17 protein-coding genes are annotated in these 18,007 nt (G+C 33.0%); 9 read left to right on the top strand and 8 right to left on the bottom strand.

Features of this window, described 5'->3' with window-relative positions:
* Window positions 1–54 precede the first annotated feature (54 nt).
* Entirely contained in the window at window positions 55–2,907 is a 2,853-nt protein-coding gene (gene carB / locus JM658_RS10375) for a carbamoyl-phosphate synthase large subunit (protein WP_236959193.1), read from the bottom strand.
* 101 nt (window positions 2,908–3,008) lie between these two features.
* Window positions 3,009–3,170, bottom strand: a complete 162-nt coding sequence (rpmH, locus tag JM658_RS10370; protein ID WP_236959192.1) for a 50S ribosomal protein L34 — start codon at window positions 3,168–3,170, stop codon at window positions 3,009–3,011.
* Between the two features lie 163 nt (window positions 3,171–3,333).
* Between rpmH and JM658_RS10365 the strand changes: the two genes are divergently transcribed.
* Window positions 3,334–3,849 (top strand): DUF2892 domain-containing protein, encoded by a 516-nt coding sequence (locus tag JM658_RS10365; RefSeq protein ID WP_236959191.1) that lies wholly within the window; start codon window positions 3,334–3,336, stop codon window positions 3,847–3,849.
* Between the two features lie 114 nt (window positions 3,850–3,963).
* On the opposite strand, the gene cls is transcribed toward JM658_RS10365, so the two are convergent.
* From cls to JM658_RS10350, 3 genes are read right to left on the bottom strand one after another with little or no spacing between them, the layout of a single operon-like run.
* Window positions 3,964–5,418 carry a cardiolipin synthase gene (cls, locus tag JM658_RS10360; protein ID WP_236959190.1) on the bottom strand — a complete coding sequence of 485 codons (1,455 nt, stop codon included), beginning with the start codon at window positions 5,416–5,418 and terminating at the stop codon, window positions 3,964–3,966.
* Complete coding sequence (locus tag JM658_RS10355; RefSeq protein ID WP_236959189.1) at window positions 5,418–6,374, bottom strand: lytic transglycosylase domain-containing protein; 957 nt, start codon at window positions 6,372–6,374, stop codon at window positions 5,418–5,420. The genes cls and JM658_RS10355 overlap by 1 nt, the downstream gene beginning before the upstream one ends.
* A 40-nt stretch (window positions 6,375–6,414) precedes the next feature.
* Entirely contained in the window at window positions 6,415–7,080 is a 666-nt protein-coding gene (locus JM658_RS10350; RefSeq protein ID WP_236959188.1) for an alpha/beta fold hydrolase, read from the bottom strand.
* 205 nt (window positions 7,081–7,285) lie between these two features.
* On the opposite strand from JM658_RS10350, the gene JM658_RS10345 reads away from it, so the two are divergent.
* The gene (locus JM658_RS10345) at window positions 7,286–7,579 is read left to right on the top strand and encodes a GNAT family N-acetyltransferase (protein WP_236959187.1); all 294 of its coding nucleotides are present in this window, start codon (window positions 7,286–7,288) and stop codon (window positions 7,577–7,579) included.
* A gap of 129 nt (window positions 7,580–7,708) precedes the next feature.
* Here the strand turns inward: JM658_RS10345 and mtaB are convergent, their stop codons facing one another.
* From mtaB to JM658_RS10330, 3 genes are all read right to left on the bottom strand, one after another.
* Window positions 7,709–9,043 (bottom strand): tRNA (N(6)-L-threonylcarbamoyladenosine(37)-C(2))-methylthiotransferase MtaB, encoded by a 1,335-nt coding sequence (gene mtaB, locus JM658_RS10340; RefSeq protein WP_236959186.1) that lies wholly within the window; start codon window positions 9,041–9,043, stop codon window positions 7,709–7,711.
* A gap of 196 nt (window positions 9,044–9,239) precedes the next feature.
* Entirely contained in the window at window positions 9,240–10,415 is a 1,176-nt protein-coding gene (locus JM658_RS10335) for a GlmU family protein (protein WP_236959185.1), read from the bottom strand.
* Window positions 10,416–10,567: 152 nt separating this feature from the next.
* Window positions 10,568–10,819 carry a type B 50S ribosomal protein L31 gene (locus tag JM658_RS10330; RefSeq protein WP_236959184.1) on the bottom strand — a complete coding sequence of 84 codons (252 nt, stop codon included), beginning with the start codon at window positions 10,817–10,819 and terminating at the stop codon, window positions 10,568–10,570.
* A 174-nt stretch (window positions 10,820–10,993) separates the two neighbouring features.
* Between JM658_RS10330 and JM658_RS10325 the strand changes: the two genes are divergently transcribed.
* From JM658_RS10325 to JM658_RS10295, 7 genes are all read left to right on the top strand, one after another.
* Window positions 10,994–11,515, top strand: a complete 522-nt coding sequence (locus tag JM658_RS10325) for a DUF4199 domain-containing protein (RefSeq protein ID WP_236959183.1) — start codon at window positions 10,994–10,996, stop codon at window positions 11,513–11,515.
* Between the two features lie 37 nt (window positions 11,516–11,552).
* On the top strand, window positions 11,553–12,527 hold the full coding sequence (locus JM658_RS10320; RefSeq protein WP_236959182.1) for a glycosyltransferase family 2 protein: 975 nt from the start codon (window positions 11,553–11,555) through the stop codon (window positions 12,525–12,527).
* 41 nt (window positions 12,528–12,568) lie between these two features.
* Window positions 12,569–14,287 (top strand): phospho-sugar mutase, encoded by a 1,719-nt coding sequence (locus JM658_RS10315; protein ID WP_236959181.1) that lies wholly within the window; start codon window positions 12,569–12,571, stop codon window positions 14,285–14,287.
* A gap of 134 nt (window positions 14,288–14,421) precedes the next feature.
* Window positions 14,422–16,248: an ABC transporter ATP-binding protein gene (locus tag JM658_RS10310; RefSeq protein ID WP_236959180.1), complete on the top strand. Its 1,827-nt coding sequence runs from the start codon at window positions 14,422–14,424 to the stop codon at window positions 16,246–16,248.
* 207 nt (window positions 16,249–16,455) lie between these two features.
* Complete coding sequence (locus JM658_RS10305) at window positions 16,456–16,992, top strand: RNA polymerase sigma factor (RefSeq protein ID WP_236959179.1); 537 nt, start codon at window positions 16,456–16,458, stop codon at window positions 16,990–16,992.
* On the top strand, window positions 16,993–17,502 hold the full coding sequence (locus JM658_RS10300) for a hypothetical protein (protein WP_236959178.1): 510 nt from the start codon (window positions 16,993–16,995) through the stop codon (window positions 17,500–17,502).
* A 29-nt stretch (window positions 17,503–17,531) separates the two neighbouring features.
* Window positions 17,532–17,987: a hypothetical protein gene (locus tag JM658_RS10295; RefSeq protein WP_236959177.1), complete on the top strand. Its 456-nt coding sequence runs from the start codon at window positions 17,532–17,534 to the stop codon at window positions 17,985–17,987.
* Window positions 17,988–18,007 lie beyond the last annotated feature (20 nt).

Here is an 18,007-nt window from a genome sequence, read left to right as displayed (position 1 = left end):
AAAAAGGCTGTTGAGAGATTTCAACAGCCTTTTTTGTATGATATAATATCTGAATTATTTACTCAAATACATTTTTCTACGTTGATATAGATCGTAAAAAGCATCGTCTTTCAAGCTATCGATAAACAATATACTCTCCCCTGTACTCTTCATTTCAGGTCCTAATTTCTTATCTACATTAGGGAACTTATTAAAAGAGAAAACAGGTTGCTTAATTGCATATCCTTCTAGTTGCGGATTGAAGTTAAAATCTTTTACTTTCTTCGCTCCTAGCATCACTTTTGTAGCGTAATTTACGTACGGCTCTTTGTAAGCTTTTGCAATGAAAGGCACTGTTCTAGAAGCTCTAGGATTGGCTTCAATTATATAAACCTTATCATCTTTTATAGCAAACTGTATGTTAATTAAACCTACTGTATTTAGTGCTAAGGCAATCTTTTTAGTATGATCTTTAATTTGCTCAAGTACTAAATCCCCTAAGTTAAACGGTGGTAAAGTAGCATTAGAATCTCCTGAGTGAATACCACAAGGCTCAATATGTTCCATTATACCTATTATGTAGACATCTTCTCCGTCGCAAATTGCATCTGCCTCTGCTTCGATAGCTCCATCTAAATAATTATCTAAAAGAAGTTTATTATTAGGAATCTTTCTTAAAAGATCTACTACGTGTTCTTCTAGCTCTTTTTTATTGATAACAATCTTCATTCCTTGTCCTCCTAATACGTAAGAAGGTCTCACCAAAATTGGGAAGTTAAGCTTATCTGCTAAAGCAAGAGCTTCATCTGCTGTTTCTGCTACTCCAAATTCTGGGTAAGGAATATCGTTTTCTTTTAATAAAGTAGAGAAGCTACCACGATCTTCTGCAAGATCTAAAGAGTCGTAACTAGTTCCTATAATCTTGATTCCGTACTTATCAAGCTTTTCAGCTAATTTAAGCGCCGTTTGCCCTCCAAGCTGAACAATTACACCTTCTGGCTTCTCATGACGGATAATATCGTAGATATGCTCCCAGAAAACAGGCTCGAAGTATAATTTATCTGCTGTATCAAAATCTGTAGAAACAGTTTCCGGATTACAGTTAATCATGATCGTTTCATAACCACACTCTGCAGAAGCTAAAACTCCGTGTACACAGCAGTAATCGAACTCAATTCCTTGTCCAATTCTATTTGGTCCAGAACCAAGAACTATAATTTTCTTTTTATCAGTTACAACACTTTCATTCTCAGAATATACTTTTCCGTCTGCTGTTTCGATAACATCTTCGAAAGTTGAATAATAATATGGCGTTTGTGCTTTAAATTCAGCAGCACAAGTATCTACTAATTTGTAGATTCTATTAATATTCATTTCATCACGCTTCGTATGAACTTCACTTTCCCAACATCCAAGCATATGTGCTATTTGTCTATCTGCAAAACCTTTTTGTTTTGCTTCTAGCAATAGGCTTTTAGAAATAGTTTCTATTTTGAATGTAGAAATCTCTTTTTCTAAGAATGATAACTCTTCATACTGTTTTAAGAACCACATGTCGATTTTAGTAATCTCATGAATGCGACTCAATGGAATTCCCATTTGGATGGCATCATAAATTACAAAAACACGATCCCAACTAGCATGCGTTAATTTATCTATTATTTGGTCGTAATCTTTATATCCTTTTCCATCTGCTCCAAGACCATTTCTTTTGATCTCTAGAGACTGTGTTGCTTTATGTAATGCCTCTTGGAAAGAACGTCCAATTCCCATTACCTCACCAACACTTTTCATTTGTAACCCTAATTCTCTGTCTGATCCTTCAAATTTATCGAAGTTCCAACGAGGTATTTTTACAATCACATAATCTAAACTAGGCTCGAATAAAGCAGAAGTAGATTTTGTAATATGGTTACTAAGTTCGTCTAAGTTATACCCAATAGCTAATTTACTAGCTATTTTTGCGATAGGATATCCTGTAGCTTTAGAAGCTAATGCAGAAGATCTAGATACACGTGGGTTAATTTCTATCGCTATAATATCTTCTTTATCGTCTGGACTTACTGCAAACTGTACATTACATCCTCCTGCAAAATCTCCAATACTACGCATCATATGGATAGCCATATCACGCATTCTTTGGAACGTTCTATCAGAAAGTGTCATTGCTGGTGCAACAGTTATAGAATCTCCTGTATGAATCCCCATTGGGTCCATATTCTCGATTGTACAGATAATAACAACATTATCATTATCATCTCGAAGTAATTCTAGCTCGTATTCTTTCCATCCCATCAGAGCCTTATCAATCATCACCTCATGTATAGGAGAGATTTCAAGACCGCGACTCAACATTTCGTCAAAATCTTCAGGTTTATGAACAATAGATGCTCCAGCTCCTCCTAAAGTATAAGATGCTCTAATTACCAATGGAAATCCAAACTCTTGCGCTATTTCTTTTCCTTTTAGGAAAGATGTAGCGGTAGCTTGTGGCGCCATTGGAATACCTATTTTAAGCATCAATTCACGAAACTGCTCTCTATCTTCCGTAATGTTAATAGCGTCGATATCAACTCCAATAATCTCTACTCCAAAATCTTCCCAAATTCCTTTTTCATCAGCTTCAATACAAAGATTAAGTGCAGTTTGTCCTCCCATTGTAGGTAAAACTGCATCAATATTTGGATGCTTTTTAAGGATTTCAATAATAGATTTTGTAGTTAATGGCTTTAAGTAGACATGGTCTGCCATTGATGGATCTGTCATGATTGTAGCTGGATTGCTATTAATCAGAATAGTTTCTATTCCATCTTCTCTTAGTGATCGTAATGCTTGCGAACCAGAATAATCGAATTCACATGCTTGCCCGATAATAATAGGACCTGAACCTATTAACAATATACTCTTTAAGTTTTCTCTTTTTGGCATTTTTTAATAACGTATTGTATAAATATAAGATGTTGTTGGGTATAAAAAAAGGCGTTACTCATAAAAGTAACACCTTATATTTTAATAATCAAAATAGACCATTATTTCTTGTGTCTAGGTTCTGAAGAAACTGATATCTTTTTTCTACCTTTTGCTCTTCTGCTAGCAAGCACCTTTCTACCGTTAACAGAGGCCATTCTTTCTCTGAAACCGTGCTTATTTCTTCTTTTTCTCTTCGAGGGTTGAAATGTTCTTTTACTCATTGTAATATCTTTATCTCTTTGGTAATTCTATCTCTTTCGGCTTGCAATATACTTCACAAAAGCGCGGCGCAAATATACAAAGACTTTTTACTTTTACAAATACCTTTTTAAAAATATTTTTATTTATTTTCTTACCTTTGCACTTCAATTGAAAATACCCAATATGTTCAACAAAAATATAAAATTAGTTATTGCAGCGTTAATCATTGCTTACGCGATTTATCAATTCATTGAAGGCCAAATAGGTAATGGGATTTTTTTAATTCTACTTTCACTTATTTTTATCTTCCTTTACTTTAGAAACGAGATGATTTTGCTTGCTTTTTTAAGAATGAGAAAGCAAGATATGGCAGGAACTGAAAAATGGCTTAACAAAATTAAGAACCCAGAAACTGCATTAATTACAAAACAACAAGGGTATTATAATTACCTAAAAGGGATTATATCTTCTCAAACTAATCTTACTGCTGCTGAAAAATACTTCAAAAAAGCTATAAAATTAGGATTGAGTATGGATTATGATTTGGCAATGGCAAAATTAAGTCTTGCTGGTATTGCAATGCAAAAACGTAGAAAAAGAGAGGCTACAATGCTTTTAAATGAAGCGAAAAAACTCGACAAACAAAATATGCTGAAAGATCAAATTAAAATGATGCAACAGCAAATGAAGAAAATCTAATTCTTTTCAGCAGAAAATATTACTTCTTCTATATTAACGACTTAAACAAAAAAACCTAGAAAAGAGCTTTTTTAAAAAAGCTCTTTTCTAGGTTTTTTTTTCGACCCATACCTTTTATAATAAAGGAGCCCATAATCTACAGAAAGATTCTTTTAATCGCTGTGAAAGTCCACGATCCATCCACCTCTCTGCATCTACTTGTTCGCTATACTGAAGGTCATCTATAAAAATCTCCAACAACTCTTTCGTTATCTTTTCATCATAAATCAGAGCGTTTATTTCAAAATTTATATGAAAACTACGGTAATCCATATTAGAAGTTCCTACCGTAGTAAAAACATCATCTACAATCATAGTTTTAGCATGAATATTCCCTTTGTCATATAAATAAACCTTAACTCCTGCCTTCAATAAAGTCTCTAAATAAGAATAGGTAGCATATTTTGCAGCCCAAGAATCACAACTCTTAGGAATTATCAAACGAACATCTACACCACTTCTCGATGCAGTAGACATCGCTAAAGTCATTTCATCATTAGGAATAAAATATGGTGTTGTAATATAAACATATCTACTAGCGGAATTAATGGCCGTAAACATCGCTTCCATTATATTAGCCCATTCTGTATCTGGACCACTTGCAGCGATCTGCATTGGTGTTTTATGAGTAATCTCCGTATCTGGAAACCAAGTTTCGTCAATCTCGATATCGTTATCCGTAACAAAGTCCCAATCTAAAGAAAAATGAAACTGAAGAATTCCAACAGCCTGACCCTCTATCCTTAAATGTGTATCTCTCCAATAGCGTCTTCCCTCTTTATTTACATATTCATCGGCTATATTAATACCTCCAACATAACCAATTTTACCATCTATAACCGCTATTTTCCTATGATTCCTATAATTTACTTTACTAGCAAACTTTGGGAAGTACACAGGCATAAAAGGATACATTTTTGCTCCACTTTCCTTTAAACAGCGGATTGATTTCTGCGTAAAAGAACTCGCAACAGAATCGTAGTTAATTCTAACCAGAATTCCATCCTTTGCTCTTTCGCAAAGTAAATCAATCAACTCCCCGCCAATTTCATCATCATTAATAATATAATATTCTAAATGAATACTAGACGTAGCTTTTTTAATATCTTCAAAGAGCCTTTTAAACTTCTCTTCTCCATTAATTATTATCTCTACTTTATTATTAACAGTTAGCGGTGAACGTTTTTCGCTATCTACAAGCTCTATTATTTTAGTATTTCCATGTAAAGCATCCGCACTTATATCGTAAGCTTCTTCTTTATTTAAAATAAGCTGTTGTGCCCAATCTTTTATATTCTTCTGATTTAAAACATTCTTTTTCTTGAATATTTTAAACTTCCGATAATCTTGTCCGAAAAAATAATAAACTATAAGACCTACAAAAGGAAAGGCTAAAAGCGCTATTAAATAAGAAAGAGTCTTTGTGGGGTTAATATTTTTTAACAAAATTGTTACCGCAGCAATTAACGCCAAGATATAATTCAGCAATAATAAAAACTCCCAAAGATGTTCCTTTATATAATACCACATTAGTTAACAGCTGGGTAATACCCATCCTTTGGGATTTCTATAAAGTATTTCTTTCTTGATGCATTATTAAGGTGTGCATCTCTTAACCAAGGATTATGAACTTTTAAAATCTTATAATTGATTCCAAATTTCTTTGCAAACGCAGGGAAATCTGTAACCACAGTATCTACTTCCACTTTATTTACTGGAATATTTGTATATAAATCTTCTTCTTCAAAGTTAAAACCGTACTCTTTAGGGTGTGATAATATTTCTTTAATTGCTAAAATTCTAAATACATAACGCCCAGTTTCTTCCCCCAATAAAACATCATAATAATCTTCTACATCTTGTCTCTCCAACTGTTTTGCCATTCCAAACTGACCTGCATTGTATGCTGCGGCTGCCATTGTCCAATTACCAAATCTAGCTTTCGCTTTTTTAAGATACTCACACGCAACTTCCGTAGCTTTCGCAATGTGATAACGCTCATCTACATTATCATTTACCTCTAAACCATATTCACGTGCAGTTCCCTTCATTAGCTGCCAGAATCCCGTTGCTCCAGCTGGAGAAACAGCCTGCGTAAGTCCACTTTCTATAACTGCAATATATTTTAAATCGTCTGGAACGCCGTGTTTTTTTAAAATCGGCTCTATAATCGGAAAGTATTTATTGGCTCTCTTTATAAGCAACAAACCGTTAGACTGCCAATAAGTATTCACCATTAACTCACGATCCATTCTCTCTTTTACGTCTGGATCTTCGATAGGAGCGCGCTCACCAGCAAAATTTATTCCATCAGGAATTTTTAATGCATATACATTATAATCATTAACAAAACTCGTGCTATCCACAACTTTTGTCACCTCTTTGCTATATGTCTGCCCAGTGTTTGTACTTTGAACTGCATTGATAAAAACTGCAGAAACAGCAACTACACCTCCTAAAATGATTATATTTTTTAAACGTTTCATTATTTTCTCTTTTTTTTATAAATATACAAAATTAGATTTTTTATTTTCCTAAGATTAGCAAAGGTAAATTCTCATTAAACCACTTATATTTATTGATGATCATTATATGAGTTCCACCTTTAATATTAATAGCATTTTTTATTCTTCCGATAGGAAAAACAGGGTCTTTATCTCCATGAATATGAATCACTTCTAATGGAGCATCGCACTGCTGCCAATTTACAATATTATCAATAGACCAATCTATATAAAACTTATCTCTAACGGAAAGATATTTCTCATACAAATGCAACCTCTTTTTAGAAACATCACCAAATGCATACTTAGCAAGCAATTCGATATTACTAACCAATCCTGTAGGCAATAATTTATGAAGCTTCGTATACTTTGCAAGAAGCATTCGCTTAGGAAGTTCCTTATTACTTTTAACGCTGGATATAATTATTATTTTTCTTGCTGAAATATATTTAGCCATTTCCTGCACAAGAATCCCTCCAAAGGAAACCCCTATTAATACAGGCGATTCATAAGGAATGGTCTTTGCCATTCTTTCAGCATATTCCTCCAAAGTTTCTTTTGGCTTAGGAACTTCCCACTCTAAATAGTGAATTTTAAAAACATCTTCAGGCAACTTAATATTTTCAAAGATTGAAGAACTCGCGGCCATGCCTGGCATCAAATAAACATGTATTAACTCTGCTTTCATCGATATTAATAATTGAAAAATAGAAGGTTAGCTATTTTTTTCGTACCTTTGCGCTGCTAAAGGTATATAATTCTCCTTCAATAAGACTACCGACCTTAAATTAATTATATCGAATCCGATGGAACTTACTTTACGAAATATACGTTTCGTAATAGCAAATAGGATTCTGAGCACTAATTATTAATGATTTTTAAACCTCATAATAATGAATGAAGTAGTAATTAATGACAATGAGTTTTTGCGCCAATTTGAAACAAAAATTGATGATAAGCTAGCTAAAATAGAGTATGCTTCTCAAGAACGAAAAATCTTCTTAACAAAACTTGTTATCCCAGAAGAGGTAACAGATCCAGACTTCAAGGATGCATTCATTACAACTGTTTTGAAGCATATTGAAGAGAAAAATTTAAGTGTAGTTCCTACAAGTCCCCAAATCGCTGGTTTTCTTAGAAAACACAAAGAATTTAAAGATTTATTACCAGTAGGAATTAGAATTTAAAAAATTGTCTAGAACGACAATTACTGTCTTTTCGAGCAGCATCGAAATATCTTATTTTATAATACAAATATTTCGAAACTGCTCTAATTGGCAGCGATTAAACTACCTCCTTAAGAAAGACTTCTTTTATTAATTTACAGCTACTTGCTCTTCTGCAAATGCTATTCTCACCATACCATCTTCATCGATTTTAGTAAGAGTTATCTCTTGCAACGTATTTACCAAACCAGGATTCCAAGGTGCTTTTACTTTCACATAATTCTCTGTAAATCCGTGTATATATCCTTCTTTATTTTCACTTTCAAAAAGAACTGTTCTTGTTGTTCCTATTTGATTTTCATAAAAAGCTCTTCTTTTCTTAACAGATAATCCTCTCAGCATTTTACTACGCTTAGCACGAACTTTATTAGAAACAACACCATCCATTTCAGCAGCTACAGTATTATCTCTTTCTGAATAAGTAAATACATGTAAATATGAAATGTCTAATTCATTTAAGAAATTATAAGTCTCAAGAAAATGCTCTTCCGTCTCCCCAGGGAAACCTACAATAACATCCACTCCAATACACGCATGCGGCATCACCTCTTTAATTTGGCTTACACGGTCTACATATAATTCCTTTTTATAACGTCTTCTCATCAATCCGAGAATATGGTTACTTCCACTTTGCAATGGAATATGAAAATGAGGAACAAACGTTCTACTTTTAGAAACGAAATCTATCGTTTCATTTTTAAGAAGATTCGGTTCAATAGAAGAAATTCTGAGTCTCTCTATTCCTTCCACTTCATCTAAAGCAGTTACCAATTCATAAAAAGTATGCTCATGCCTTTTGTTCCCAAACTCACCTTTACCGTAGTCACCAATATTAACTCCAGTAAGTACAATTTCCTTTATTCCTTGCTCAGAGATTTCTTTAGCGTTCTTTAAAACACTCTCCAAAGTATCACTTCTAGAAATTCCTCTTGCAAGTGGAATCGTACAGTAAGTACATTTATAATCACACCCATCTTGAACTTTTAAAAATGCACGTGTTCTATCTCCAATAGAGTAACTTCCAACATAGAAATCTGCATCTTCAATCTCACAACTATGAACCTCTCCAAAATCATTTTTAGAAAGATCGTTTAAGTAATCTGTAATTTTAAACTTCTCGGTTGCTCCAAGTACCAAATCTACTCCATTAACATCTGCTAACTCTTCTGGCTTTAATTGAGCATAACATCCAATTGCAGCTACAAAAGCATTTTCGTTTACCTTTTGTGCTTGCTTTACTATTGTTTTAAAACGCTTATCTGCATTTTCCGTTACAGAACAAGTATTAATAACATAAATATCTGCCTTTTCAGAAAAATCAACCCTATCAAATCCCTCTTCAGTAAAATTACGAGCAATAGTAGATGTTTCTGAAAAATTCAGCTTACAACCTAAAGTATAAAATGCAACTTTCTTTCTTTCCATTTTGGACAAATTTTAAACCTTTCTGAAACACATATAGAGCCACAGAAAAAAGCGTACAAATATACCAACTTATTTGGAGGTATTAAAGTACTAGCCTTTTGGTTTTTAATATTTTAATTATTTGAAAGTAAATGATCTCGAATAAGATAAGCTCGAGAAACATTAATAAATTTTAAAAAAGTGACTGAAATTAGATTTACTCCTTACGCCACCTTTTACTAGTTTCAAAAACATGATCTAGCACAGCTTTATCAGCCTCTGTAAACGCAACCCCTCTTCTCTTCATCATTGCTTCAGCAGCTGCATAAGCTTTTTTAGGTTGGTATGTAGTTAAACCATTAGCACCACCCCAGCTAAAGCTAGGTATAAAATTACGCTGATAACCGCTTCCAAAAATGTTAGCGTTTACACCAATAACAGTCCCAGTATTAAACATTGTATTGATTCCGCACTTACTATGATCTCCCATCATCATTCCACAAAACTGCAATCCTGTTTTAGCAAAATTTTCAGTTTCATAATTCCATAAACGAACTGGAGAATAATCATTCTTTAAGTTTGAACTATTGGTATCTGCTCCAATATTACACCACTCTCCTAAGACTGAATTCCCTAAAAATCCTTCATGCCCCTTATTTGAGTTTTCAAAAAGAACAGAATTATTAACCTCTCCTCCTATTTTACAACCTGGCCCAATAGTAGTTGGACCATATATTTTAGCTCCCATTTTAACAATAGAGTTCTCCCCAAGAGAAAAACCTCCTCTAATAATACTCCCTTCCATAACTAAAGAGTCCTTCCCTAAATAAATAGGTCCGTTTGTAGCATTTAGCGTACAGAACTCTATCGTTACTCCTTCTTCTAAGAAAATATTATTTGGAGCAATCACATTATTACTACTCGGGATCGGCTCACTTCTCCTTCCTGAAGTCAACAGTTTAAAATCGGCTTCCATAGCCTCTCCATTCTTCGAAAAAATATCCCAAGTGTTTTGCAACTGCAAACATTCTCCTTCGTACTCAAAAGCCTCATAGGTACTTAAATCTACATCTTCTTGCCCCTCTTTTGTATAAAATGCAATTACCTCTTCTCCAAAAAATATAGCCTGATTCTCTTTTAGATCTTTCACCAACTCTACAACACCTTCATTTGGTATAAAAGAAGAGTTTATAAGAATATTCTCCTCCATTTCTACCATTGGATAGCTCTCTTCTAGATATTCTTCAGTAACTGTAGTGGTCGTGTATCCTAAATATTTTTCCCATTTTTCTCTAATCGTCAGAATCCCAATACGGATATCTGCAACAGGACGCGTATATGTAAAAGGCAATAAAGCATTGCGAACAGGACCATCAAAAAGAATATAGTTCATAGCTATAAATTTTTAAGATAAAGATAGTTTAATGATCATTATAATAATGCTAAAAAAAGATCAAAAAATATCAGAATATGAAGGTTAGATTTTGGAAAACAAAAAAACCTCTGAAAATATCAGAGGTTAGTATTTCTATAAATAGAAATCTATTATTTTTTGAATTTTGCGTATTTGTTTTTGAACTTATCGATACGTCCAGCAGTATCTATAAGTTTTGACTTTCCAGTATAGAAAGGGTGAGATGATCTAGAAATCTCTAATTTGATCACAGGATATTCAACACCATCAACTTCAATTGTTTCCTTCGTATCTGCTGTAGATTTTGTAATAAAGACATCATCGTTAGACATATCTTTAAATGCTACTAATCTATAATTTTCTGGATGTATACCTTTTCTCATCGCTATATATTTTTTAAACTTCAGATTTTTTTTCGAGGTGCAAATTTATCAATTTATTTTATATAAACCATATTTTTATATGGAAATTTGCAAGTATTTTTTTTATTCTAATATTCTGTAACAAATATACAAGAATATCTACTAATTTTATATAAAACTATTCAACTATTAAAAATGGAAAACAAACAACCAACAACAGGGAAATTCGCGCTTAGATACGGGCTATTACTAGGTGCGGTGAGCGTTACCTTCGGAATAATGCTTTACTTAACAGATATGCATTACCAACAAGAAATTAGCACCTTAGTAATAAGTATTGCTATTATGCTTGCTGTAATTCTTATTGCTCTATTCCAATTTAAAAAAGCAAATGATGGATATATGACCTTTGGAGAGGCTTTAAAAATCGGAATTGGATTGTGTCTTATTGGAGGTGTAATAAGTATGCTTTTTCAATTACTATTATCTAACGTAATCGACCCAGGTATGGTAGATAAACAAATGGAAATTGCTAAAGCCAAAATGGTAGACTATGGAATGACACAAGAACAAATTGAGAGTCAGCTTGAAATTTCTAAAAAAATGTCAGGTCCTTTCATTCAAGCTGCATTTGGACTAATATTCAGTATATTTTTAGGGTTTGTTCTAACCCTTATTCCTGCTTTAGTAATGAAAAAAACTAAAAGTGAATTGTAATTTATATCTTTGAATTTATTTTAGATAAAAGGAATTCATGGATATATCAGTAGTAATACCACTACTCAACGAACAAGAGTCTTTAAAAGAATTACACGATTGGATTGTAAAGGTTATGCAATCCAATCGTTTTTCTTATGAAATCATCTTTATAGATGACGGAAGTACAGACGATTCTTGGAATACCATACAAACACTTTCTGCCAATAATAGCGCTGTAAAAGGAATCCGTTTCCTTAAAAACTTCGGGAAATCTCAAGCCCTGCATGCTGGATTTGAAATGGCACAAGGAGATGTTGTTATAACCATGGATGCCGATCTCCAAGATAACCCTGAGGAAATCCCAGAATTATTCCACCTTATAAAAGATAATAACATTGACTTAGTTTCTGGTTGGAAAAAAGTGCGTTACGACTCTGTAATTTCTAAAAACTTACCTTCTAAACTATTTAACTGGGCTGCTAGAAAAACTTCTGGTGTTAAGCTAAACGATTTTAACTGCGGATTAAAAGCATACCGTAAAGCGGTTATAAAAACTATAGATGTACACGGCGAAATGCATCGCTATATTCCTGTTCTTGCAAAAAATGCTGGTTTTACAAATATTCAAGAGAAAGTTGTAAAACATCAAGCGAGAAAATATGGTACTACAAAATTTGGAATGGAACGCTTTCTAAATGGCTTCCTAGACCTTATTACTATATGGTTTATCTCCAAATTTGGAAGACAACCCATGCATTTATTTGGAGCTTTAGGGGTTCTTATGTTTATAATTGGGTGCTGCTTTGCTATATATTTAGGAATCGATAAACTGTTTTTTAGTCCCTATGGCCGACTTATTACGCAAAGACCACAGTTCTATATTTCTTTAACAGCTATGATTATTGGTACACAATTATTTATTGCTGGTTTTTTAGGAGAACTCATTTTAAGATCAAAAAATCAAGAGAAAAGATATAAAATACAACAAACCATTAATTTAGATAATTTTAAAGTAGAAATAACCTCATAATTTCTTACCTTAAAATCCTATTGAAAAATTAACCGAAAAAGATGATATCAGAAGAGAATTTAAAAAATGCTAAAACTTGGTTAACAGATTTTTTTGATGCCGATACAAAAAAAGAAGTCCAACAACTTATAGACTCCAATTCAGAAGAATTAAATGAAAGCTTCTATAAAAACTTAGAGTTTGGAACTGGAGGAATGCGTGGAACAATGGGCGTTGGAACCAATCGTATTAATAAATATACTTTAGGAAAGAACACACAGGGAATTAGTAATTACCTAAAGAAATCCTTCTCAAATGAAGAGCTTAAAGTAGTTATTGCATACGATTGTCGCCATAATAGCGACACCCTCGCTAAAGTAGTTGCAGATGTTTTCTCCGCTAACGGAATCAAAGTTTATTTGTTTTCTGAATTACGAACTACTCCTGAGTTATCTTTTGCAGTAAAACATTTAGATTGCCAATGCGGTATTGTTCTTACTGCTTCTCACAACCCACCAGAATATAACGGCTACAAAGTATATTGGAAAGATGGCGGACAAATAGTGCCTCCTCAAGACAACGAAATTATAAAGGAAATTGAAAGTCTTTCTTTTGATGCGATTAATTTTAACGCAGACAACAGTAAGATTAATTATATCGATAAAGAGGTTGATGAGGCATTTATAAACGCTTCCGTAGAAAATGGAAGTTTTGGCGCAAAAGGAAAAAATGATTTCTCTATTGTTTTCACTTCTTTACATGGAACATCAATTACCGTTTTACCAGAGGTTTTAAAGCGCGCTGGTTACAATAATGTGCATGTTGTAGAAGAACAACGTAAGCCAGACGGAAACTTCCCTACTGTTAAATCTCCAAATCCAGAAGAACCTGAAGCACTTGCTATAGCTATAAAAAAGGCCGACGAGATTAATGCTGATATGGTTATTGGTACCGATCCTGATAGTGATAGATTAGGAATCGCAGTAAGAGATAACGAAGGTAAAATGGTGCTTCTTAACGGAAACCAAACCATGCTTTTAATGACGCGTTTCTTATTGGATAAATGGAAGAAATCTGATCGCATCAATGGAAATCAGTTTATAGCTTCTACTATTGTTTCTACTCCAATGATGAACGTTTTAGCTAAAAGTTATAAAGTTGAATATAAAGAAACACTCACTGGTTTTAAATGGATCGCTAAGCTGATAAAAGACTTCCCGATGCAAGAATTTATTGGTGGTGGTGAAGAAAGTTTCGGATTCATGGTGGGCGATTTTGTTAGAGATAAAGATGCTGTTACCTCTTCCCTACTTGCTTGCGAGATTGCTTCGGATGCTAAAGCTAAAGGAAGCTCTTTCTATAAAGACCTTTTGAAATCCTACGAAGAGTTTGGACTTTACCGAGAAAAACTTATCTCTATCACAAAAAAAGGTATCTCTGGAGCCGAAGAAATCAAACAAATGATGATCGATTTAAGAGAGAATCCTATTAAAGTTATAGACGGTTCTAAAGTTAGCTATGTAGAAGATTATTTAAGCTCTACTAGAATCAACTTATTAACTGGAGATAAAGAAGATATTGATATCCCTTCTTCAAATGTATTAATCTATTATACGGAAGACGGAACTAAAATTGCCGCTAGACCGAGTGGTACAGAACCAAAAATAAAATTCTATTTCAGCGTTAAAGGAAACTTAGAAGAAGTTGCTCATTATAATGAAGAAACAGAAAAACTAGATGAAAAAATAAGTCGTATTATCGAAGAATTAAAGCTGAGTTAATAATATTTTTTATCTATAATTATAAAATTCCTTAAGCCTGCCTTTTAATATAGGCAGGCTTAATTTCATAATAAAACGTACATTTGCAACTGTTTTATTTTAGCATAAATAAATATTTTATTTAAAAATATTAAATGAATTACTTCAAGAAAATACTACGTTTTGCTGAGCCATATAAAAAGTATGGTTACCTAAACATCTTTTTTAATATTCTTTACGCATTATTTAGCACACTGTCTTTTGTAGCGCTAATTCCTGTGCTTCAAGTTATTTTTGGTGACAACAAGTTAATTACTAAAAAACCTGTATTCGAAGGAATAAATCACATAAAAGATTTCGCTCAAGATTACCTTAATTATTTCCTATCAGATTTAATTAGTGAAAAAGGAAGCTTTTATGCACTTATGGTCATGGTTTCCGTAATCATCACCTTATTTTTACTTAAAAACCTCTCCAATTATATGGCGATGTTTTACATTACCTTTTTAAGGAATGGGGTCTTAAAAGATATTCGATCTAGCATGTATAAAAAGATCGTTTCCCTTCCTCTTTCTTTCTATTCTGAAAAGAAAAAAGGAGACACTATTTCTCGTGTAAGTGGTGATGTTGAAGAAGTAAGAAACTCCATCCTCTCCGTATTAGAAATGATTGTGAGAGAACCTTTAACAATCCTATTTTCTTTAATATTCATGTTTTTCTTCAGCATGAAATTAACTCTTTTCGTTTTTGTTTTCATTCCTATTGCAGGTTTTGCTATTTCAAAAATCGGAAAGTCATTAAAGAAAAAATCTATAAAAGTTCAACAAGAACAAGGCTTCTTCCTTTCTATCTTAGAAGAAACAATGTCGGGACTGCGCGTAATAAAAGCTTTTACTGCGGAAGATTCTTTTAACAAACGTTTTTCAGAATCTAACGAACGTTTTTATAAGTATTCCAATTCGGTATTAAACAGACAGAATTTAGCTTCTCCAATGAGTGAGTTATTAGGTATTATCGTTATAGCTATTTTATTAGTTTATGGCGGATATCTTGTCTTTATCGATCAAAGTATGCAGGCTAGTTTCTTTTTAGGATACATTATGCTTGCTTACAATATCCTAACACCAGCCAAAGCAATATCTAAAGCTAGTTATAGTTTAAAAAGAGGAAACGGTGCTGCAGAGCGTATTTTAGAACTTCTTGAAACAGAGAACACCATAATAGACGCACCAAATGCTATTGAAAAAACAAGCTTCGATAAAGAAATAGACATCAAAAATATTTCCTTTAAATACGAAGATGAATTAGTCTTAAAAGATTTCAGCCTCGCTATTCCTAAAGGTAAAACAGTTGCTTTAGTGGGACAATCGGGAAGCGGGAAAAGTACGATTGCCAATTTAGTAACTCGTTTTTACGATGTTAATAAAGGAAGTATAGAAATTGATGGGACTGATATTAAAGACATCTCTATTAAAAGCTTACGTACTTTAATGGGAATCGTAACTCAAGATTCTATTCTCTTTAACGATACTGTTGCCAATAACATCCGCATCGGTAAGCCAGACGCTACACAAAAAGAGATTGAAGAGGCTGCTAAAATTGCTAACGCTTACGATTTTATAAAAGAACTCCCTGATGGATTCGAATCTAATATTGGTGATGCCGGTGGGAAATTAAGTGGTGGACAAAAGCAACGTCTTTCTATTGCTCGTGCCGTACTTAAAAACCCTCCAATTATGATTTTAGATGAGGCCACTTCTGCACTCGATACTGAGAGCGAGAAGCTAGTACAAACGGCCTTAGAAAATATGATGAAAAATAGAACCTCTATTGTCATCGCTCACCGTCTTTCTACAATCCAGAATGCAGATACCATTGCCGTGATGCAAAAGGGAATCATTGTAGAACAAGGAACACATCAAGAGTTATTAGACCAAAAAGGTGTTTATCAGAAATTAGTAGAAATGCAATCTTTCGAATAAACAAAACTCATATATAGTATACAAAGCAAGAAACCTCGAGAATCAACACTCGAGGTTTTTTTAATTTACCTATTTCCCAATACCGACTATTATTAAAAAACACAATTATAGCTTCATATAAGCTATTAAGTCTTTCGGAAAAGAATAACTTTATATACTATTTTAAACCTTTTTATTAATTTAGAGTCAAAGAATAAATAAACGCTATTGCAAGAAGAAATTTTAATTAAAAACCTAAAGGATGATGCCACACAAGAAGCAGCATTCAAAGATCTTGTGTCTTTTTACAAGGAGCGTTTATATTGGCATATTCGAAGAATAGTGCTAGATCATGATGATACTGATGATGTTTTACAAAATACCTTTATAAAGGTCTACAGAAACATCCATTCTTTTAAAGAAGACAGTACATTATACACTTGGATGTACCGCATAGCAACCAATGAGTCGCTTAGCTTTATAAAAAAGAAAGCTAATGAATACAAAACAACAAGTGAAGAAATACAAACACAATTAGTAAATAACTTAAAAGCAGATACCTATTTTGATGGAGATGAGATACAACTAAAATTGCAACAAGCCATAGCCACATTACCAGAAAAACAGCGATTGGTTTTTAATATGAAATATTTTCAAGAGATGAAATACGAAGAAATTTCAGCAATTTTAGATACTTCCGTTGGAGGATTAAAAGCATCATACCATCATGCAGTAAAAAAGATTGAAACATTTTTAAAGGATTAAATGAAAAACGATAAGCTACATATAGAAAAAGATGGTTTTAAGGTTCCAGAGAATTATTTCTCGGAATTTGAAAATCATTTATCAGAAAGGTTAGCTTCTGAAGCAATTCTTCCTGAAAAATCTGGTTTTAAAGTTCCGGAGACTTATTTTGATACTTTAGAAGATTCTATTTTATCTAAAGTGAAGCCAAAAGATAAATCTCGTGTTATCAAACTATCATGGTTTTATAATGCCGCAGGAATAGCCGCTATTTTTATTATAGGTTTTTTTATCAGTAAATTCATCCCTCAGCAATCGGATGCAGATTTCGACGGACTAGCAATTTCAGAGATTGATGCCTATATAGAAGATGGTTATTTCCCTTTAAATACCTTTGAAATAACAGATACATTTAGCGATATATCGCTAACAGATATAGATATCGCCTCCAATTTAAGTGAAGATGATATCTTTGATTATCTGGATGAGAATATGAGCACCTACGGGGCAACAATTACAGACGATAACTAATAAAGTCATAGTTTTAATTATATAAAAACATGAAAAAATACCTGCTAATAATATTATTAAGCATCTTTTCGTTCCAATTACAGGCACAAAAAGACAGCAAGAGAGATCATATAAAGTCTCTTAAAATCGGGTTTCTAACCGAGCACTTAGAACTTACTCCACAAGAGGCAGAAAAGTTCTGGCCTATCTACAATGCTTATGATGAAGCTATGTATAAGGCAAAGTATTTAGCATATAAAAACATAAAGCATCAATTAAAGCATGAAGGTTTCGAAAAACTCACAGAGAGCGAAGCTAAAGTATTGCTAAAAAAACTCGAAGAGATAGAAAGAAATGAATTCGAGCTTAATAAAAAGTTTGTGAGCGACTTAGACCAAGTGCTTTCAGCAAAAAAAATCATCTATCTAAAAAAATTAGAAGATGATTTTAATAGAAAACTTTTAGACAAACTCCGTAGCGAACATCGCAACAGGAACAAAAATTGACACACTTTGATTTTAGTAAG

Source organism: Joostella atrarenae, from assembly GCF_021764745.1.
Taxonomy (GTDB): Bacteria; Bacteroidota; Bacteroidia; order Flavobacteriales; family Flavobacteriaceae; genus Galbibacter; species Galbibacter atrarenae.
Note: the sequence above shows the minus strand (reverse complement) of the source record. Positions and strands in the feature narration are given on the sequence as shown.